Here is an 18,622-nt window from a genome sequence, read left to right on the forward strand (position 1 = left end):
CCGTATGCGGGCGCGGCGCTAGGTACGTCTCCAGCTCGCCATGGACAGACAGGATCGACGGCGGGATGATGTTCGGCACGACGCTAACGTCAGCGTCCGGGTTGAAGTCCTTCACCCGCTGCGCAAGCGGCGCAGTCGAGACGGTCACCWTGTCAAACTCGCCCAGGCCCGACAGGTTGCTCGCGAATGCGGCGATGGCCCTCTCGGGTGTCAGCGTGCCGTTCTTCGCCGCAGAGGACTGCAGGGCGATCCCCTCGTCGCCGAAAATGAGGTCATCGTAGTCGGCGATGAGCGTCTTGCCGGCACTGCGCAGACGACGGAGGACAGGTAGGAAGTTCCCGCGGGCCTTGTTGGGCCGGTGGAAGACGTAAACGTCGTGATCGAAATTCGGGTCTTTGTAGAATTGCGCGGCCGAGTAAACGGAGGCGAAGTTGCCCTGGCCAGCCAGCACCTCTGCTGGGTGATAGCACCGGTACCGTACCGATGGGTCGTTGATCGGCCTCTCGCTCCGCCCAGTTTCGGAGACAAAACAGATCGACGTCATCCCGCGAGGCTCCGGTTGCCATCTCGACGCCCCGCGCCACAGGTATCGGACCTAGCCCCGGCCATGGCGTGATCGATGCGCACGTTCCCATTAGCAATTACCACGCATTCCCCCTCAAGGTCGTATTCAGCGTCCAAGTTTAGCGGACGAATCGCCCCGGGTTTGTCGGAAGCCCTGATAGCACGGGTGAACCGTCTGAACCGCACCGGGTTTAATTCCGCTTTTCAAACGAGTGCAGGACGAGGACAGATCGAACAGGGCGAGCCGGTCCGGATTCGCTTTTTTCCGTCAGGTGCCGGGCGGCGAGCCTGGCTTCGATTCCTTCCTGCCGGACCTCGAGCCAGTCCATCGCGGCGTAGACCTCGTCCGTGGTGGCCCCGGGGACGCCGAGGTCCTCGGCCAGGGTGGTGTCGGCCCACCACCGGGTGGTCGCCAGCTTCGATGCGGGAAGGCAGATCCGCGGGATCACCAGGGCGAAGGCAATGTCCCGCATCCGCCCGGCCCGCCCCAGTAGCGCGGGCATCCCGAGCGCTTTGGCCTGGACGGCCACGGCGGCAACGTGGCCGTGGGGAAGGGACTGCGCGGCCTCCGGATTCTCGGTGGAGAATACCGCCGGTTTGCCGGCCAGCGCGCCGCGGACCGCTTAGATCGCCGGTTCCGGCAGCGCCGAGGGGTTCGCCAGGGTCTCGTGCTTGACCTTGCCGTCCTGCCGGAAGGACCGGCGGAGTAACGCCGATTCGTACTCGACCGTTTCCCGGCCTTGTTCACCCGCCGGCTCCGACCATCATCGGTGGATCAAGGTTAGAGCGACCGGTAGAGCTCGCCCGTGGGGGTCAGTGACCCGTTGTTCCGGAACAGGGCAGAGGCCCCCATGATGGGATCGCCGTGGACCCTGGTCTTCCAGGCGAAGCGCTCCACGTAGGACATCTCCCGGAGCCCGGCAACGGTTTCCTTCATGAAAGCCAGAATTTCTTTCTCCGTGAACCGGGAGGGCGAGGAGGCCGTGGCTTTCCAATCGGCCACGGCAAACTCAGTAATCCATATTGGCTTTCCGTAGCGTTCATGCAGCTTCTGCACCGTTTTCAGGAATGAGTCTGCACGGGGCGAAGCGTAGGAGTGCATCGTGACAAAATCCACCTGCAAGTCCTTCGCTGCTGCCTGGTCCATGAATTTTTTGAGCCAGTCGCCCAGCGCCTGAAACGGAGCCGGAGACCCCAGTCTGAGGCCCGATTGTTCCAGCTGCGGCCAGAGCTTGATGGCAGTGCCCACTGACATGTCCGCCTGGGCATCATAGTCAGGTTCGTTGAAGCCGAGGAGATGTTTGGCGCCCGTCCACTGTACCTCCGAGCGTACTTGCGCGATGGCTTTCCGCTCCAAAGATCCGCGCCCCCAGATCATCGGCACATATTCAGCGGCTTGCCTCGAAGCCGGCTGGAGGGACGGGTAGCTTGCTCCCCAGTTGTAAAACCAGTCCAAGTCCAGCGAATCTAGCTCATCGAAGTCGAATCCATTAAAGCGGGGCATACCGACGCCCTTGCTCGCATATCCGGGCTTGGGCCGGCGGGGTCGCAGCGTGGCTCTTGGCGTGGCTCTTGGTGTGTTCGGAGCAACACTCGGCGCGGGCGGCGCCGACGGCGGCCGGGGCCCGGGGGTCGTATCCGGAGTGCACGCCGCCAAGGCGGCGGCGCCGGTGGCGAGGGGGATGGTGAGAAAGGTCCTGCGGTCCATATGCACCCCCTGGCATCGTGGTCGAACTGGCGCCCATCACCCGGCGGACCGGTAACAGTCGTGAGGGCGTGGTGGTCAAACAGCGCAGTGTGGGTAAAGCCCTGTGCTGGCGAAGTACTGCGGCAAACCTGCGTCCTCGGCGGCTCGACCTCCATTGTTTCATGAATGCCCCCGTCGGTTCACCACGGGAATGCGACCGCAGGGCACCGTCGACCACTGCATTTTGCCCGTGGAAGTTGCCTCCTTAAACTGGCGCCCGAGCGGCGTGTCAACGGGGTGCATTCGCAATTCCGGCGTGGTGAATTGGGAATGGAGTTCCAGCGGATATGCATCCTCCAGGCTTTGATCGCTCCGACGAAGACTCTCCGTCCCTAAGTTTTGTGGCGGACGAATTCGTGCGGAGAGGTACAGTCGGCCGAGGCGAACTCGCACAGAATTTCATCTCGCATCCGTTTGTCGATGCGCTCGTGATGCGCGTCCCGAAGCGCCTCGCGGTCTTTGACCGCATCGCAGCACTTCACGGCGCCGAACTGCCGGACAGGTTCGTCCCCAAAATGCCAAAGGCTGGTCGTGAGCGGCGCCGGACATTGGTCCGCGTCCGCTGAGGCGCCTACGCCCCGCTGAACTCCGCCGTCCGGTAGCCGACGCCCAGCAACTCCTCGATGGCCGCCACCGTGCGGGCTGCGGCCTTGCCATCGCCGTAGGGGTTCACTGCGTTTGCCATGGCGGCAAAGTGCGCGGAATCGTGCAGGAGGCGGGTCACCTCGGCAACAATCCGCTCCTCGTCCGTGCCGATCAGCTTCACGGTCCCGGCCTCCAGGGCCTCGGGCCGCTCCGTGTTTTCCCGCATCACCAAGACGGGCTTGCCGAGGCTGGGCGCTTCCTCCTGCACTCCGCCGGAGTCGGTGAGGACGATGTGCGCCCGGGACAGGAGGCGGGTGAATTCGCCGTAGGCCAGCGGCTCCGTCACCAGGACGTTGGCCTTGCCTTCCAGCGCGGGAAGCACGGCCTCGCGCACCACCGGGTTCTTGTGGGCGGGGAGCACAATGACAAGGTCCGGCTCGGCGTCGGCGATCCGGGCCAGCGCCCGGCCCACGTTGCGCATGGATTCGCCCTGGTTTTCGCGCCGGTGCGTGGTGACCAGCAGGATCCGGCAGCCGCTCGCGTCCAGGTCTTCGAGCCGCGGGTCCGTGAAGGGGAGCTGCTTGTCCACCGTGGTGAGCAGGGCATCGATCACGGTGTTGCCAGTCACCACGATGTCCTCCGGACTGATGCCTTCCCTCTCCAGGTTTTCCCGGCTAGTGGAGGTGGGTGCCAGGTGCAGGCGGGTGATCTGGCTTGTGACCTTGCGGTTGGCCTCCTCCGGAAACGGCGAGAGCAGGTCGCCGCTGCGCAGCCCGGCCTCGACATGGATCACAGGGATGCCGTGGTAGAACGCTGCGATGGCCGCGGCGGTGGAGGTGGTGGTGTCGCCCTGGACGACGACGGCGTCCGGCCGGGTGCCGGCGAAGAGCTTCTCCAGACCGTCGATGGTCCGCGTCATGATGGCCGAGAGGGATTGCCCCTGCTGCAAGATGTTGAGGTCGTGGTCCGGAACGATGCCGAAAAGTTCATTGACCTGGTCCAGCATCTCGCGGTGCTGCCCGGTGACCGTCACGATGCAGCGGAAGAGTGGAGACTCCTGGAGCGCGCTGACGATCGGTGCCATCTTGATGGCTTCCGGCCTGGTTCCGAAGATCGGCATGATGCTGTGCATGGTCATTCCCCAAGGGTGTGCGAGTGGTTGGTAAGGTCTTTGGCCCGGGTTCAGCCGAAGAAAAGGGCAAGCGCGATGGCCTGCACCGCGATGACAACGAAGAGCATGGCCAAGAACGCCACACGCCGCTTGCGCCGATATGATGCGGCCCGGATGAGCTGCTGGGCTTCTTTTTCCCGGATAGCGGCAGCCTGGGCCGCAGCTTCAGCGGCCGGGCCTGTAGGCTCCCGCTCCGGGGCGTCTTGTGTTCTGGCATCCTGCTCGGCCGACGGTTCCTTATACGGTACTGGCTCCGCCCCGGGCACTAGGAGGGTGTCTGCGATCTCGGCGTGCATGCGCCGCCTGCGCAGGTGACGTGGCGCGGCGACCAGAGGGGGACGGCCGTCAGGAGAGTGTTCCAGCGTGTCCTCCTCGCCTGGGTCAGATGCCCGAACCGGCTGACCAGTTCAGCCGGTTGAGGTTCAATTGTTACATTTCCGCTCACTGATTGGCGCATTCCGGCCGCAAGGAAGCATCGATCAATCCTCCGGTTTCGACCACAAACCGCCGCAACCATTGGCCCAAATCCAGGTCCGGATGAGAGGCAACCATTTGTACGTCCGCCGTCGTGCACTGGCCAATCAGGCGCCCCGCACGGGTGAGGTGATAGCTGGATGTCACTACGGTGACGGACTTCCAGCCGTTGGCCTTGACCAGGTTGGAGATTGCCAGTGCTTCGCCGCGGGTGTCCAGGTCCGGGGGGCGGAAGCAAATGACGGCCGCGTTGGGGAAGGCGGCTGAATTGCACGCCTCATCCGCCTCCCGATTGCCGAACGTGTCCGTGTGTGAGATCACGAGGACCGGAACGTGGAATTCGGCCTGGAACTGGCGGGCCACCGGCAGTCGTTCGGACGCCGCGCCGCCGAGCATGATGACGGCGTCCGTCCGGTGCGTGCTGAGCGGTTCCACGTTGACGAACAGTTGAAGGGCGATGAGCAGCCACAGCAGGAGGCCCCCGACGGCGAAGGCGAGCACCCTGCGGGTGGCGGTATTCACCGCGGCGACGGAAGGAAGCACGGCTAAGAGTTTGGCACGCGGTCTTCAGGTGGCGAAATGGTGCGCCGGTACTGCGCCAAAACTTGGACAAAAGAATGCGTGATGCAGTTGTGATTTTGGAGATCAAAGTTACTGGGGTGACAGATGTGGATTGCCGTTTATGCTGTAGGCAACTTACGTCGCTCCCACCAACAGGTCTCCACCTGCGGTCTCACCCCTAAGCGAGCAATCTTGCGAAAACTAAACATAGCGGCAACCGTGATTGCCGCCGTGATGCTGGCAGCAACCTTGCCGCAGGCCGCCGTGGCCGCTGTCGAGGTGCCGGCCGCCGGACAGGTGTCCGCCGGAGCGCTGGCGCCGGCGGCTGCCATGCAGACTGGTGCCGTGCCGACAGGTGCTGTTCCGGCGGTGTCGGACCCGAGCCCGCAGCCGCAGGTGGATGACTTTGTGCGTCCGGAACCGCCCGCAGGCAGGGCCAAGTCCGAGTACACCTACGTCAGCGCGCCGCTGGCCGGTACGTTGAAAACCACATTGGTGACGGTGCAGCTGGCCGACAAGTCTGCCGCCGAAACGGACGCGGCCGTCCCCATGGCGGCGGCGAAGGCCTCGCTCAGCGCCGCCAACCGCTACTGGGCCTACGCCACCGCGGGCCGGGTGGACATTGCGCTGACTTCCTCGCGCCAGCTGCACAAGTCCGCCGCGACCTCCAAGCAGTCGCCGGCGCAGATTGTGGACATCGTCTCCCAGGAGCTGGGCTGGACGCAGAGTTCTTACACGGCACTGGTCATGTTCATCCCCGGCGCCTACCTCACAAACGGCGCCGCGGGCATGACCTACAGCAACGGCAACATCGGCGGCCGCATCCTGATGCCAAAAAACAGCCAGCTCTCCACGCCTGTCCTGGCACATGAGTTCGGGCACGCCCTTGGCATGGACCATGCCAACAGCCTGCTGTGCGGCAGCGGGGCCATGGACGTGGCCTCCGGGCCATTCGCCGGGTTTGCGGATGCCACCTGCAGCATCAAGACCTACGGCGACAACCTGGACCTGATGGGCATCTCGCACTTCGACATCATGCCGGAAATCAGCGCCAGCTTCTGGGAAATGGGCCGGTTCGGCAACGGTAACGAGATCGCCAACCTGGGCACGTTGTCCGCCCCCCGCACGGTGAACCTCAAGCCTTGGGCCGGAACGGGTGCCAACCGCGCAGCGAAGTTCACGGACCCGAAATCCGGCGAGGTCTATTTCCTGGAACTCCGCACCCCGGTCGGTTACGACTCCGTCATTGCGCAAGACGGAAACCGCGGCGTGAAGATCACTCAGCAAGGCGGAGGCAACACCTCGATCCTGCTTCCGCCCAATACCCGGGCAACTGCCTTCAACGGCTACTACAGCAACACCCAGGCCTGGCAGGCCGGCCAGACTTTCACGACGCACGCCGGCACGAAGGTCTCCATTGGCGCTGTCAGCGATACCGCGGCTACCGTGACGATCCGTCCGCCGGGTGCGCCCGCGAAGGGCTCCTTCGACAGCGCAGCCCTCGCGGTCACCTCGTCCGGCGCCACCATCAACGTCCGCGGATGGTCGGTGGATCCGGCCGCGGCCTCCACCTCCACCCAGACGCACATCTATGTCACAGCACCTAACGGCACGACGGCTGGCCATGCCTTCACCGCGAACAAACCGCGCGCCGACGTCAATGCGGCGCTGGGCATCAGCGGAAACCACGGCTTCCAGGAGTCGATCACCGTCAAAGCGGCCGGACAGTATGAAGCCTGCGCCTATGCAATCGGCATCTTCAACAACACAGCACTGGGCTGCCGGACCCTCACCCTGGCCGGCACGCCCGCTCCCGAGGGATCCCTCGATGAGGTCACCACCGCCATGGTGTCTGGCAAACCGTCCATCAAGCTGCGGGGCTGGGCCGTGGACCGCGGCCAGGCAGGCGCGTCCATCCCGGTCCACGTCTACGTGACCAGCCCCGCAGGGGCCACCACCGGCCAGGCCTTCACCGCCAACCTGCAGCGCCCGGACGTCAACCAGGCCTTGGGGGTCAGCGGCGCGCACGGGTTTGCGGTCACCGTCCCGGCGACGGAGACCGGCACGTATCGGGTCTGTGCCTACGCCATCCCCGTCGCCCCGTTTGCTGCCGGTAACACCACCCTGGGCTGCCGCAACGTCCCGGTGGCCGTCAGTGACCCGCCCACCGGATACCTGGATTCCGTGGCGTTCATCAACGCCGGGTCCTCGGCGCGGCTGGACGTCGCAGGCTGGTCCTTCGACGCCGGCGTCCCGTCGGCGTCGATCCCCGTCCAGCTGAGTGTCACGGCGCCCGACGGCAGCACCAAGTCAGTGACCACCCCCGCCAACGCTGCCCGGAGCGACGTCAACGCCGCCATGGGGATCGCCGGTTCGCACGGGTACCAGACATCCGTGAGCGTGACGAAGGCCGGTACGTACCGCGTCTGCGCCACCGGAATCGCGGTCGCGACCCTGACCAAGGGCAACGGCTTCCTGGGCTGCGTGAACGCTACGGCGACCCTTGCTGCGCGGCCGGTCGGCTACGTGGACAACATTGTGGTGCAGACCAGGACGCCGTCGGCGGTTATCACGGCTTCCGGCTGGACCTACGAACCCGGTACACCGGCGGCCTCCAACGCCGTACATATCTACGTCACGGGCCCGGACGGCAAGACCAAGGGCTACCCCTTCACCGCGAACGGGACCCGGCCGGACGTCAATGCCGCGTTTTCGCTGACCGGAAGCCACGGATTCCAGAACAGCATCCCGATCACCCTGTCCGGCCGCTACCGCGTGTGCGCATACGGCATCTCCGTGAGCCCGCTGAGTGCGGGCAACACGCTGCTCGGCTGCCGGGATGTGGTTGCGCAGCCCGCAGCCCCGGTGCGGGGTTACCTCGACACCGCCCGCCTCTCCGGGACCAGCACGAATAAATCGATCGTGGCGACCGGCTGGGCCATGGATCCGGGCTTCACGAGCCAGAGTGTTCCGGTCCGCGTCACCGTGAAGTCACCGGATTCGAGCTCCAAGAGCTACAGCGTCACGGCCAACCTGGCCCGGCCGGATGTAAACAGCGCGCTGGGCGTGACGGGAAACCACGGCTACCGTGCCGCCATTCCCATCAAGGCGCGGGGCAAGTACACCGTCTGTGTCTCCAGCGCCGGGGCCGGCGTCCTGCGGACCGGGGTGTCCGCGCTGGGGTGCCAGTCCCTTACCTACTGACGGACCGGAGGGTTCCTTCGAACCCTCCGGTCCGGCACGGTCAGTCCCTCGCGGTAGCGTAGGGCTGTGCCTGAAACTGTGCCCGAACCTGTGCCCGAAACCGCTGTCCCCGAAACCGCCGTGCCCGATGCCCTGCCCGCGGACGCCGCACTGACCGTTGCCGGCCTCTCGGAGTCCCAGCTGCTGGGACGCATCTTTCCGCGGCTGACGATCCCGCAGCCCAATGGCGGACCGGCGGCGGCGTCGTACTTGCTGCTGGGGCCGGGGGACGACGCCGCGATTGTCGCCGCGCCGGACGGGCGGACCGTGCTGAGCATCGACACCCAGGTGGCGGACCAGGATTTCCGGCTCGAATGGAACAACGGCTACCGGACCACCGGGTACGACGTCGGCTGGAAGGCCGCGGCGCAAAACCTCAGCGACATCAACGCCATGGGCGCCCGGGCCACGTCCGTTGTGGTCAGCCTGACCATGCCGCCGGAGACCCTTGTCTCCTGGGTGGAGGATTTCGCGGACGGCCTCGTGGCCGGCATCAGGGGCCTGGGGGCTCCGGCCTGCGCGGTGGCCGGCGGCGACCTCGGCCGCGGCCGCGAACTGGCGGTCAGCGTGGCGATCCTGGGGACCCTTGACGGCAAGGAGCCCGTCCTGCGCTCCGGGGCCCGGCCGGGGGACACCGTGGCCCTGGCGGGAACCGTGGGCCGCGCCGCCGCCGGGCTGGCGTTGCTTGAGTCGAGCGTCCCGGTGGGCGCCCTGACCGCCGGGCAGCGTTCCCTCCTGGACACCCAGTGCAGGCCGCAGCCGCCGCTCGCCGCCGGACCGCTGGCCCGTGAGGCGGGGGCGTCCGCCATGATGGACATCTCGGACGGCCTGGTCCGGGACGGAAACCGCATGGCGGCCGCCAGCCGCGCAATGCTGAACCTGGACGCCGCCGCCCTGAAGGAGCTGGCCGCCCCGCTGCTGCCGGCGTCGGAGCTGCTGGGGGCAGACCCGATGGCCTGGGTCCTCGGCGGCGGTGAAGACCATGGGCTGCTCGCCACTTTCCCGGCAGGGGTTCCGCTCCCTCCCGGGTTCACTGCGATAGGCTCGGTAGAGGCCCCTGCACCAACCGAAAGCACGGGAGTAACGATCGCGGGCAGGCCCGCTGACGCTGTGGGATGGGATCACTTTGCAGACTAAGATTGCCGCCAACGCGCAAGCGATGAAGCGGTGGTTGGGCAAGGCGGAAACCACGCTCGGCAACCACAGCGACCGCCTGAACGCCATCAACATCTTTCCGGTAGCCGACGGCGACACCGGCACCAACCTCTACCTGACTGTCCGCGCCGCGGCCCACGCCGCGGACGCCGCCGTGCCGGGACACCCGGACGGGGCGGCGCACGCGGCGCCGGACCCGACCCTGCATGACGTTGGCGCCGTCCTGGCGCAGGCCGGCCAGGTTGCCATGGAGCAGGCCCGCGGCAACTCGGGAACCCTGTTCGCCGTCTTCCTCTGCGCTGCCGCCGAACCCCTGGCCGGGCACACCCGGATCAGCTCACCCCTGCTGGCTGCGGCCCTGAACCGGGCCCAGATCCGGGCCTGGTCCGCGCTGAGTGATCCCGTGCCCGGCACCATGCTCTCCGTCATGGAGGCTGCCGCCCGGGCCGCGGCCGCCGTGGACTCCGCACACGACGGCGATGACAGCAACCAGACCCTGGGCCTGGCCCTGGACGCCGCCGTCGAGGCCGCCCTGGCCGCCGTGGTCCGCACGGAGGAGCAGCTCGCTGCCCTGCAGGCCGCCCACGTGGTGGACGCCGGCGGCGTGGGCATGCTGCTCATCCTGGACTGCCTCCGTTCGGCCGTGCTGGGCGAGGAGCTCCAGAGCGAACTGCTGGACGGACTGCACGGCTACGACGTCCAGGATCCGCATATCCACGTCGGCATGCCGCGCGACGAAGGTGTCGAAGTCATGTGCACCATTTCCCTGTCCCCGCTGGACGCCGCAATGATGCGCCAACGGCTCGACGAAATGGGCGACTCGGTGATCATGAGCCAGGTCGGCGGCGGCGCCGACGCCGCCGGGCTCTACCGCTGGCGCGTCCACGTCCACGTCCTGGATGCGGACCTCGCCGTCGCGCTGATCCGTTCCCTGGGCGAGCCCACGGACATTTCCGTGAGCGAGCTCGCAGTCCCGCGCGACCCGGAGGCACCGGCCGCCACAGTTGCCGCCACCGCAGCCCCTACAGTTGCCACTGCGCGTGCCGCCGAAACCCGAAACCCCGACGGACATGCACGCTGAACTTGAACTGGGCCTGGAGCGCCGCATCGGCAAGCGCTCCGCGGCTGTCATCGAAAAACACCTTGGCATCACCACTGTCGGCGGGCTCCTGAACTATTTTCCCCGCCGCTACCTCAGCCGCGGCGAGCTCACGCCCATCAGCGAGGTCCCGCTGGACGAGGAAGTGACCCTGATCGCCCGGGTGGTCTCCAACAGCACCCGGCCCATGCGCGCCCGGCGCGGTTCCCTCACCGACGTCGTGATCTCCGACGACGCCGGCGGTGCCGCTTCCACGCGGGCCGCCGGCGCACTGCCGGGTACGCTCAAGGTCAGTTTCTTCAACGGGTTCCGGGCCAAGGCCGAGCTGCAGCCGGGCCGGCGCGCCATGTTTTCCGGCAAGGTTACGCGCTACGCCGGATCCCTCGGCCTGACCAACCCGGATTTCCTGCTGCTGGACGAGGACCCCGAAACACCGGGCATCGACCCCGAGAAGCTCGCCGCCATGCCGATCCCGGTTTACCCGGCCACGGCGAAACTGACCAGCTGGTCCATCCAGAAGGTCATCTCGACGCTGCTGGACACCGTGGAACTGGAAACCCTCGGCGACCCGCTGCCCGCCGAGATCGCGGCGCGGGAGAAGTTCCTGCCGGTCGCGGACGCCTACCGGCTGATTCACGCCCCGCAAACACCGGCGGACTACCAGCGGGCCCGCGACCGGTTCCGCTACCAGGAAGCCCTGGTGCTCCAGTCGGCCCTGGCCCGCCGCCGCGCCCAGCTCGCCGCCGAGGAAGCGACGGCCCGCCGCCCGGCACCGGACGGGCTGCTGCCCGCCTTCGACCGCCAGCTCCCGTTTACGCTGACCGCCGGCCAGGCCGCCGTCGGCAAGACGCTCTCCGATGAGCTCGCCCAGGACTCGCCCATGAACCGGCTGCTGCAGGGCGAGGTGGGCTCCGGCAAGACGATCGTGGCACTGCGCGCCATGCTGCAGGTCGTGGACGCCGGGGGACAGGCTGCCCTGCTGGCGCCCACCGAAGTCCTCGCCGCCCAGCACTATGAATCCATCCGGCGCACGCTCGGACCGCTCTCCCGGGACGGGATGCTCGGCGGGTTCGGCCCGGACGCCGTCCAGGTCACCCTGCTCACCGGCTCCATGCCCACCGCGGCGCGGAAGCAGGCCATGCTCGACGCCGCCTCCGGAACGGCCGGAATCGTGATCGGCACCCACGCCCTGCTCAGCGACAACGTCTCCTTCTACGACCTTGGCCTGATCGTGGTGGACGAACAGCACCGCTTCGGCGTGGAGCAGCGCGACGCCCTCCGGGCCAAGGCCAGCAAACCGCCGCACCTGCTGGTCATGACCGCCACCCCGATTCCCCGGACCGTGGCCATGACCGTGTTCGGCGACCTCGAAACCTCCGTGCTCGATGAGCTCCCCGCCGGCCGCGCCCCGATCTCCACCCACGTGGTGGGGCTCGCGGAACACCCGGGGTGGGCCACCCGGATCTGGTCCCGTTCGCGGGAGGAGATCGACGCCGGCCACCAGGTCTACGTCGTTTGCCCCAAGATCGGCACGGACGACGACGGCGACTTCACCCCGGGCGAGGCCGAACCGTCCGCCGCGTACCTCGAAGGCGAGAACGGTTCCCGGGAACTCGCCTCGGTCACCGGCGTCGTGGAACATCTCCAGGACGAACCGGCCCTGGCCGGGGTGGCTGTGGCGCCGCTGCACGGCCGGCAGGACCCGGTGCTGAAGTCCGAGACCATGGCCTCCTTCACGGCCAACGAAACCAAGCTGCTGGTCTCCACCACCGTGATCGAAGTCGGCGTGGACGTCCACAACGCCACGCTCATGGTGATCCTGGACGCTGACCGTTTTGGCATCTCCCAGCTGCACCAGCTGCGCGGCAGGGTGGGCCGCGGCGGGCTGCCCGGAACCTGCCTGCTGGTCACCACCCTGGAGCCGGGCCATCCGAGCCGGCGCCGCCTGGATGCCGTAGCCGCCACCACCGACGGCTTCGAACTGTCCCAGGAGGACCTCAAGCTCCGCAGGGAAGGCGACATCCTGGGCGCCTCGCAGTCCGGCGGGCGCTCCACGCTGAAGCTGCTGCGCGTCCTCGAACACGAGGACGTGATCGCCCGGGCCCGGCAGGACGCCCAGCGGATCGTGGCCGCCGATCCCGCGCTGGCGGGCCAGCCCCGGCTTGCGGCCGCGATCGATGAATACCTGAACCCCGAGAAGGAGGCGTTCCTTGAACGCGGCTAGGACCACGAGCCAGGCAAGCACGTCCGCAGGGGTCCGCGCATGAGCCGGATCATTGCCGGGGCGGCCGGCGGCAGCACGCTGAACAGCGTGCCCGGGAACCTGACACGGCCCACCACCGACCGTGTCAAGGAGGCCCTGTTCTCCCGGCTGGACGCCTTCAACGTCATCGCCGGCGCCCGCGTGCTCGATCTGTACGCGGGATCCGGCTCGCTGGGGGTGGAGAGCGGCAGCCGCGGCGCGGACTCCGTGGACCTGGTCGAATTCGACGCCAAGGCAAGCGCCGTCTGCCAGCGGAACGCCGCTCTTGTCAACACCGTCACGGGCCGCAAGGTGGTCTCCGTGCACCGCTCCAAGGTCGAATCGTTCCTCGACCGGGCCGCCGACGCCGCGATCTGGGACCTGGTGTTCCTGGACCCGCCCTACCCCCTGGACGAGCCGGCCCTCGCTGCCGTGCTGGCCAAGCTGGTGCCGCACCTGGGCGAGGGAGCGGTCGTGGTGGTGGAACGCTCGTCCCGGAGCCCCGAACCGGCATGGCCCCAGGGCATGGAACGGTTTGCCGAGAAGAAGTACGGCGAAACCCGGCTGTGGTTCACCGAGCCCGGCGTGGAAGCCGCGGACGCTGTAGAAGCCGTGGACCTGGAGGCAGGGGACTAGCCGGCCAGCGCGTCCAAATCGACGCCGGCGAGCAGCCGGGCCGGATGCGGACCGCGCGCCGTGAGCGCCGCCGTCCAGACCTCCGGCCACGGCCCCTGCGTCCCGGTCAGGATGATGTTCCCGGGGTACCGGCCAGTGAACATTCCGGCCTCCGCGAAGGCCGAGACGTCGGCCATGGCCCGGCGCATGGCCGCGATCTGGCTCCGGACCAGGGTCAGTCCGGGTTCGTCGCCCACGTTGACGATCAACACGCCGCGCGGTGTCAGCCGGGCCGCCGCCTCCTGGTAGAACCCGGTACACGCGATGTGTTCCGGCGCCTCCGGCCCGGAGAAGATGTCCAGGATCACGACGTCGAAGCGCAGGTCCGCCGGAAGCCCGGCGAGGGCGTCGCGGGCATCGCCGATCACCGTGTGCAGCTCGGTTCCCTCCGGCAGGGGCAGCTGCGCGAGCACGAAGTCCAGCAGTTCCCGCTCCAGCTCCACGGCGTACTGAACCGAGCCGGGCCGGGTGGCCTGGATGTAGCGGGCCAGCGTCAGGGCCCCGGCGCCCAGGTGCAGCGCCGTGATCGGCTCGCCCCACGGGGCGGCGAGGTCCACCACGTGCCCGATCCTGCGCAGGTATTCGTAGAAGATGTCCGCGGGGTCGGCCAGGTTGACGTGGGACTGCTCGGCGCCGCCGATGCTCAGCACGAAGCCGCCGTCGGTAAAGGGATCCGGTTCGATTACGGCGTGCTGCCCGGTGGTCCGCAGGAACCGCGAGGCCCCGGGTTGCTGCCCGGCCATGTTCACAGCCTGTCGCGCAAGGTCGCCAGCCGCTCGGCGGCCTCCTCCAGCACGTGCAGCTGCTTGCAGAACGCGAAGCGGAGCAGGCTGCGGGTGCGTTCGGCGCCGTCGGTGTGGCAGAAGACGGGCACCGGGATCGCGGCGACGCCCACGAGGGCCGGCAGCCTGCGGGCCAGCTCCACGGAATCGGTGATCCCCAGCGGTGAGGTGTCCACGTTGACGAAGTAGGTCCCCTGTGGGGTCAGCACGTCGAGGCCGGCCGCGCGCAGTCCCTCGCTGAGGATGTCGCGCTTGTACCGGAGGGTGTCGGCGATGCCGGCGTAAAACTCGTCCGGAAGCCCCAGGCCCACCGCGATCGCGGCCTGGAAGGGCGTGCCGGAACTGTAGCTCAGGAACTGCTTGACCGTCCGGGCGGCGGCCACGAGCTCCTCCGGCCCGGAGAGCCAGCCGATCTTCCAGCCGGTGAAGGAGAACGTCTTGCCGGCCGAGGAAATGGTCAGCGTGCGCTCCGCCGCCCCGGGCAGCGTCGCGATCGGGATGTGCCGCACACCGAACGTCAGGTGCTCGTACACTTCGTCGGTGACGATGACGGCGTCGTATTTCGCGGCCAGTTCGACGACGCGCTCGAGCACCTCGCGGGGGAACACCGCTCCGGTCGGGTTGTGCGGATTGTTGATCAGCACCACCTTGGTGCGGTTGCTGAATGCGGCCTCGAGTGCGGCCAGGTCCGGCATGAAATCCGGGGCCAGGAGCGGGGCGGTGACATGCGTGGCGCCGGAGAGCCCGATGATGGCGCCGTAGGAGTCATAGAACGGCTCGAAGGTGAGCACTTCATCTCCCGGACCTACCAGCGCGAGCAGGGCGGCGGCGATGGCCTCCGTGGCGCCGGTCGTGACGATGATTTCGGTCTGCGGATCCGGGTCCAGCCCGTAGAACCGCTGCTGGTGCACCGAGATCGCCTCCCGCAGCGGCAGGATGCCCTTGCCGGGCGCATACTGGTTGGCTCCGGCGGCGATCGCGGCCTGGGCGGCCTCCTTGATCTCCAAGGGGCCGTCCTCGTCCGGGAAGCCCTGGCCAAGGTTGATGGCGCCCGTGCTCAGGGCCAGGGTGGTCATCTCCTCGAAGATCGTCACGCCCAGCGAGCCATCGGGGGAGAGCAGGTTGGCGCCGGTTGCGGCGCGCTGCCACGGCAACGGCATGAGGGGGCTCATCGGGTGCCCGCCTTCTCGTCCCGGCCGGTGAAGCTGTCCATGGTGGTGTAGATCCCAAAGACCTTTCCGCCCACGAAGTCCCACGCCCGCACCGGCAGTATGCCCTTGAGTACTTTCCCCAGCGTGGCCATGGCGGGGGCGATCAGCAGCGGCCGCCCGGCGGTCGTAGCGCGCCATGCCCTGTCCACGGCGTCCTCGGGCGTCATGAGCGGGGTCAGCAGGGGACCGCGGGCTCCCTCGAACATGCCGGTGGAAATGTAGCTGGGGCAGAAAGTGGTGACTTTCAGGTGGCCGTAGCCCTGCTGCTCAAGCTCGAGCCGGAGCGAGTCGCTCCAGCCGATGACGGCCCATTTCGAGGCCGCGTACACGCTCATCCGCGGATTCGAGACCGTGCCGGCGGCGGAGGCAACGTTGAGGATCCGGCGCGGGCGGCCGGCGGCGGCCATCATGTCCGGCAGGAACTCAAGGGTGACGTACATGGGGGCGAGGGCGTTGATGTCCATGGTCAGGGCGATGTCACGGTCCGGGGCGTGGTCCCAGAAGTACGCGCCGCGGACAATCCCGGCGTTGTTCACCAGCAGCGCCAGCGGCCCCTCGGCCCGGGCCTCCCGGGCGGCGCCGGCAATCGCGGCGCGATCCGCCAGGTCCACCGTGCGGGGGACGGCGCGGGCGCCCAGGGCGGCAACTTCAGCGGCGGTGCCGGCCAGGGTATCGGCGTCGACGTCCCAGAGGATCACCACCCCGGCGCCTTCCCGGGCGGCGCGGAGGGCGTAGAGCCGGCCCATGCCGCTGGCGGCACCGGTGACCAGGACCACGCCGCCGTCCACGGTGAAAGGCGGCGCAGTGACAGGCTGCGCAGCGACAGGCCGCACAGTGACAGGAGAAGTCGCGCGATTGTTCGATGCTGACATTCAGCCATGTTATCCCGGGCTGCGGCGCGGATACGGTAGGTTCGGAGCATGAGACGCGCTGTTTGCCCTGGCTCTTTTGACCCCATCCACAATGGACACCTGGAAGTCATTGCGCGTGCCGCGGGCCTCTTCGACGAGGTGATCGTGGCCGTGTCCACGAACTATTCCAAGAAGTACCGCTTCAGCCTGGAGGAGCGGATCGACATGGCCAGGGAAACGTTCGCGTCCTTGCGCGGGATCGTGGTTGAACCCGTGGGGGAGGGTCTCCTGGCCGAGTACTGCCGGCAGCGCGGTGTATCGGCGATCGTCAAGGGCCTGCGTTCGTCCTCGGACTTCGACTACGAGCTGCCGATGGCCACGATGAACCGGCAGCTGACCGGTGTCGAGACGGTGTTCCTGCCGGCGGAAAGCCACTACCTGCACCTGTCCTCCACCCTCATCAAAGAGGTCTTCGCCCTCGGCGGGGACGTCTCGGACTTTGTTCCCCGCTCCGTGCTGAAACGGCTGGCCCCGGGCGAGCCGGTCCCGAACCGGGCGCGCAAAGTGTAAGCTTGACCGGTACTCGGCGGCCTGCTGCCGGTTGCGGGGCCCGAATCCGAGGCCGCTTGTGGTGTGAACCGCCGGCGTGCCCCCGGTTTGAGTCCGTCCGGAAGTTCAGGCTAAGATAGTACGTCGGTCATATGTTCAACAGGAGTTCTCATTAAACGAGATGCTAGTTCGCCCTTGGCGTTCGACGTCAAGGACCTCGGACGCAGTCCGGGAAGCATGCGGACGCTGACGGAACATGTACCCGCGCCAAGTGATCTTGGCGTGGCGCTCATTGGCGTGCAGGAAGGCTCGGATGTCGAGCTGAACCTGCGGCTTGAGGCCGTACACGAAGGAATTCTGGTATCAGGAACCGCGCACGTTGAAGTTACTGGCGAATGCGGCCGATGCCTGGATCCCCTTGCGTATGACCAAGAGGTTGATGTGCAAGAACTTTTCTTCTACGAGGATGCTGTGTTCTCCGACGAAGAAGACGAAGAAGAGCAACGTCGAGTCGAGCACGATCTGATCGATCTTGAGCCGGTGTTGCGGGACGCAGTTGTCACCATACTGCCGTTCCAGCCGGTGTGCCGGGAAGACTGCCAGGGCCTTTGCTCCGAATGTGGAGTGCGCCTGGAAGACGAGCCGGGGCATCACCACGAGGTCGTAGATCCTCGCTGGGCCGCCCTGGCTGACTTGGCTAAGCCTGACCGGCAAAACTGATTTGTAAGTGTTTTTCTAGAGAGAAATGAGTTAGCCGTGGCTGTCCCGAAGCGGAAAATGTCTCGCTCGAATACCCGCGCCCGCCGCTCCCAGTGGAAGGCAACTGCCCCCCACCTGGTGAAGACTGTCGAGAACGGCCAGGTCACGTACAGCCTGCCGCACCAGGCAAAGGTCGTTACCGACTCGGCTGGCACTGCGCTGTTCCTTGAGTACAAGGGCCGCAAGGTCGCAGACGTCTAATCCGCCAACAGGCTGAAAAAGATGTCTTCAACTGAAGAGCTTCTGAAGCGTCTCGGTGTCACTATTGACGCCGGGACGCTTCGTCTTGCGCTCACACACCGTTCCTACGCCTACGAAAACGGCGGCATCCCCACCAACGAACGGCTCGAGTTCCTGGGCGACTCCATCCTGGGGTTCTCCGTAACGGACGCGCTGTACCGTGACAACCCCACGCTGCCCGAAGGCGACCTGGCCAAGCGCCGCTCCGCCGTCGTCAGCACCCGGGCGCTGGCCGGCATCGGCCGCAGCATCGGGCTGGGGGAGTACATCTACCTTGGACAGGGCGAAAAGCTCACCGAAGGCAAGAACAAGGCCTCCATCCTGGCGGACACCATGGAGGCGCTGATCGGCGCCACCTACCTCTCCAACGACATCGAGACGGCCCGGCAGCTGGTCATGCGGCTGGTCGGCCCGCTGTTGAAGGACGCCGCCGCCCTCGGCGCGGGCACCGACTGGAAGACTTCCATCCAGGAGCTCGCCGCCAGCCGGCAGCTTGGGACCATCAACTACGCGGTCGACGGCTCCGGGCCGGACCACGCCCGGACGTTCGAGGCCGTGCTGCGGATCGGCGGCACGGACTACGGCACCGGCACCGGCAACTCCAAGAAAGAGGCCGAACAGGAAGCCGCCGCCGACGCCTGGCGCCGGCTGACCGCCCCGTCCGCGCCGGATCCGCAGCAACTGCAGTCCCAGACCGGCAGCTAGGCAGCGGCA

The 18,622-nt window shown here is 67.3% G+C and carries 17 protein-coding genes and 1 pseudogene; 9 read left to right on the plus strand and 9 right to left on the minus strand.

All coding sequences use genetic code 11. The features are described from left to right. From AC1DBX_RS18490 to AC1DBX_RS18515, 6 genes and pseudogenes are all read right to left on the minus strand, one after another. Nucleotides 1–451 (minus strand): hypothetical protein (locus AC1DBX_RS18490; protein ID WP_476932417.1); only part of this gene is annotated, 451 nt, incomplete at its 3' end. Between the two features lie 330 nt (nucleotides 452–781). Continuing rightward, nucleotides 782–1,312 (minus strand): annotated as a pseudogene (locus tag AC1DBX_RS18495) (IS1634 family transposase); the annotation flags it as partial. A gap of 33 nt (nucleotides 1,313–1,345) precedes the next feature. Further along, nucleotides 1,346–2,020 carry a glycosyl hydrolase gene (locus tag AC1DBX_RS18500; protein ID WP_476932418.1) on the minus strand — a complete coding sequence of 225 codons (675 nt, stop codon included), beginning with the start codon at nucleotides 2,018–2,020 and terminating at the stop codon, nucleotides 1,346–1,348. Between the two features lie 862 nt (nucleotides 2,021–2,882). Then, nucleotides 2,883–4,028, minus strand: coding sequence for a non-hydrolyzing UDP-N-acetylglucosamine 2-epimerase (gene wecB / locus AC1DBX_RS18505; protein WP_476871190.1), 1,146 nt, complete (start codon nucleotides 4,026–4,028; stop codon nucleotides 2,883–2,885). A gap of 50 nt (nucleotides 4,029–4,078) precedes the next feature. After that, nucleotides 4,079–4,363 carry a hypothetical protein gene (locus AC1DBX_RS18510; RefSeq protein WP_476932419.1) on the minus strand — a complete coding sequence of 95 codons (285 nt, stop codon included), beginning with the start codon at nucleotides 4,361–4,363 and terminating at the stop codon, nucleotides 4,079–4,081. Nucleotides 4,364–4,508: 145 nt separating this feature from the next. Further along, nucleotides 4,509–5,084 carry a YdcF family protein gene (locus AC1DBX_RS18515; protein WP_476932420.1) on the minus strand — a complete coding sequence of 192 codons (576 nt, stop codon included), beginning with the start codon at nucleotides 5,082–5,084 and terminating at the stop codon, nucleotides 4,509–4,511. 210 nt (nucleotides 5,085–5,294) lie between these two features. On the opposite strand from AC1DBX_RS18515, the gene AC1DBX_RS18520 reads away from it, so the two are divergent. The 5 genes from AC1DBX_RS18520 to rsmD all read left to right on the plus strand — a co-directional run bounded on the left by AC1DBX_RS18520 (nucleotide 5,295) and on the right by rsmD (nucleotide 13,477). Beyond that, nucleotides 5,295–8,306, plus strand: a complete 3,012-nt coding sequence (locus AC1DBX_RS18520) for a hypothetical protein (protein WP_476932421.1) — start codon at nucleotides 5,295–5,297, stop codon at nucleotides 8,304–8,306. A 120-nt stretch (nucleotides 8,307–8,426) separates the two neighbouring features. Continuing rightward, nucleotides 8,427–9,482: a thiamine-phosphate kinase gene (thiL, locus tag AC1DBX_RS18525; RefSeq protein ID WP_374208255.1), complete on the plus strand. Its 1,056-nt coding sequence runs from the start codon at nucleotides 8,427–8,429 to the stop codon at nucleotides 9,480–9,482. Nucleotides 9,483–9,504: 22 nt separating this feature from the next. Continuing rightward, complete coding sequence (locus AC1DBX_RS18530) at nucleotides 9,505–10,581, plus strand: DAK2 domain-containing protein (RefSeq protein ID WP_476849017.1); 1,077 nt, start codon at nucleotides 9,505–9,507, stop codon at nucleotides 10,579–10,581. Continuing rightward, complete coding sequence (locus tag AC1DBX_RS18535; RefSeq protein ID WP_476932422.1) at nucleotides 10,571–12,823, plus strand: ATP-dependent DNA helicase RecG; 2,253 nt, start codon at nucleotides 10,571–10,573, stop codon at nucleotides 12,821–12,823. Before AC1DBX_RS18530 ends, AC1DBX_RS18535 begins: the two co-directional genes overlap by 11 nt. 39 nt (nucleotides 12,824–12,862) lie before the next feature. After that, nucleotides 12,863–13,477, plus strand: coding sequence for a 16S rRNA (guanine(966)-N(2))-methyltransferase RsmD (rsmD, locus tag AC1DBX_RS18540; RefSeq protein ID WP_476932423.1), 615 nt, complete (start codon nucleotides 12,863–12,865; stop codon nucleotides 13,475–13,477). Here the strand turns inward: rsmD and AC1DBX_RS18545 are convergent. From AC1DBX_RS18545 to AC1DBX_RS18555, 3 genes are read right to left on the minus strand one after another with little or no spacing between them, the layout of a single operon-like run. Further along, nucleotides 13,474–14,259, minus strand: a complete 786-nt coding sequence (locus AC1DBX_RS18545) for a spermidine synthase (protein ID WP_476874034.1) — start codon at nucleotides 14,257–14,259, stop codon at nucleotides 13,474–13,476. The two genes, rsmD and AC1DBX_RS18545, sit on opposite strands and share 4 nt — an antisense overlap. 2 nt (nucleotides 14,260–14,261) lie before the next feature. Further along, nucleotides 14,262–15,470, minus strand: coding sequence for an aminotransferase class I/II-fold pyridoxal phosphate-dependent enzyme (locus tag AC1DBX_RS18550; protein ID WP_476932424.1), 1,209 nt, complete (start codon nucleotides 15,468–15,470; stop codon nucleotides 14,262–14,264). Further along, nucleotides 15,467–16,381, minus strand: coding sequence for an SDR family NAD(P)-dependent oxidoreductase (locus AC1DBX_RS18555; protein ID WP_476932425.1), 915 nt, complete (start codon nucleotides 16,379–16,381; stop codon nucleotides 15,467–15,469). The genes AC1DBX_RS18550 and AC1DBX_RS18555 overlap by 4 nt, the downstream gene beginning before the upstream one ends. 48 nt (nucleotides 16,382–16,429) lie before the next feature. Between AC1DBX_RS18555 and coaD the strand changes: the two genes are divergently transcribed. The 4 genes from coaD (at nucleotide 16,430) to rnc (ending at nucleotide 18,613) form a co-directional block, all read left to right on the plus strand. Then, a complete protein-coding gene (coaD, locus tag AC1DBX_RS18560; protein WP_223916485.1) occupies nucleotides 16,430–16,930 on the plus strand; it encodes a pantetheine-phosphate adenylyltransferase in 501 nt (166 codons plus the stop codon). 174 nt (nucleotides 16,931–17,104) lie between these two features. Further along, nucleotides 17,105–17,629, plus strand: coding sequence for a YceD family protein (locus AC1DBX_RS18565; protein ID WP_476932426.1), 525 nt, complete (start codon nucleotides 17,105–17,107; stop codon nucleotides 17,627–17,629). 36 nt (nucleotides 17,630–17,665) lie between these two features. After that, nucleotides 17,666–17,869, plus strand: coding sequence for a 50S ribosomal protein L32 (gene rpmF / locus AC1DBX_RS18570; RefSeq protein WP_009356569.1), 204 nt, complete (start codon nucleotides 17,666–17,668; stop codon nucleotides 17,867–17,869). 21 nt (nucleotides 17,870–17,890) lie between these two features. Then, nucleotides 17,891–18,613, plus strand: coding sequence for a ribonuclease III (rnc, locus tag AC1DBX_RS18575; RefSeq protein WP_079553422.1), 723 nt, complete (start codon nucleotides 17,891–17,893; stop codon nucleotides 18,611–18,613). The last annotated feature ends 9 nt before the right edge of the window (nucleotides 18,614–18,622 follow it).

The organism is Arthrobacter sp. 10N44_2, from assembly GCF_056394385.1.

Bases quoted from the DNA above. Each gene is read 5' to 3' on its own strand.
- wecB (WP_476871190.1), bottom strand. From the start codon at position 4,028: ATGCACAGCATCATGCCGATCTTCGGAACCAGGCCGGAAGCCATCAAG.
- AC1DBX_RS18510 (WP_476932419.1), bottom strand. From the start codon at position 4,363: ATGCACGCCGAGATCGCAGACACCCTCCTAGTGCCCGGGGCGGAGCCA.
- AC1DBX_RS18530 (WP_476849017.1), top strand. From the start codon at position 9,505: ATGAAGCGGTGGTTGGGCAAGGCGGAAACCACGCTCGGCAACCACAGC.
- AC1DBX_RS18535 (WP_476932422.1), top strand. From the start codon at position 10,571: ATGCACGCTGAACTTGAACTGGGCCTGGAGCGCCGCATCGGCAAGCGC.
- rsmD (WP_476932423.1), top strand. From the start codon at position 12,863: ATGAGCCGGATCATTGCCGGGGCGGCCGGCGGCAGCACGCTGAACAGC.
- AC1DBX_RS18545 (WP_476874034.1), bottom strand. From the start codon at position 14,259: ATGGCCGGGCAGCAACCCGGGGCCTCGCGGTTCCTGCGGACCACCGGG.
- AC1DBX_RS18550 (WP_476932424.1), bottom strand. From the start codon at position 15,470: ATGAGCCCCCTCATGCCGTTGCCGTGGCAGCGCGCCGCAACCGGCGCC.
- AC1DBX_RS18555 (WP_476932425.1), bottom strand. From the start codon at position 16,381: ATGTCAGCATCGAACAATCGCGCGACTTCTCCTGTCACTGTGCGGCCT.
- coaD (WP_223916485.1), top strand. From the start codon at position 16,430: ATGAGACGCGCTGTTTGCCCTGGCTCTTTTGACCCCATCCACAATGGA.
- rnc (WP_079553422.1), top strand. From the start codon at position 17,891: ATGTCTTCAACTGAAGAGCTTCTGAAGCGTCTCGGTGTCACTATTGAC.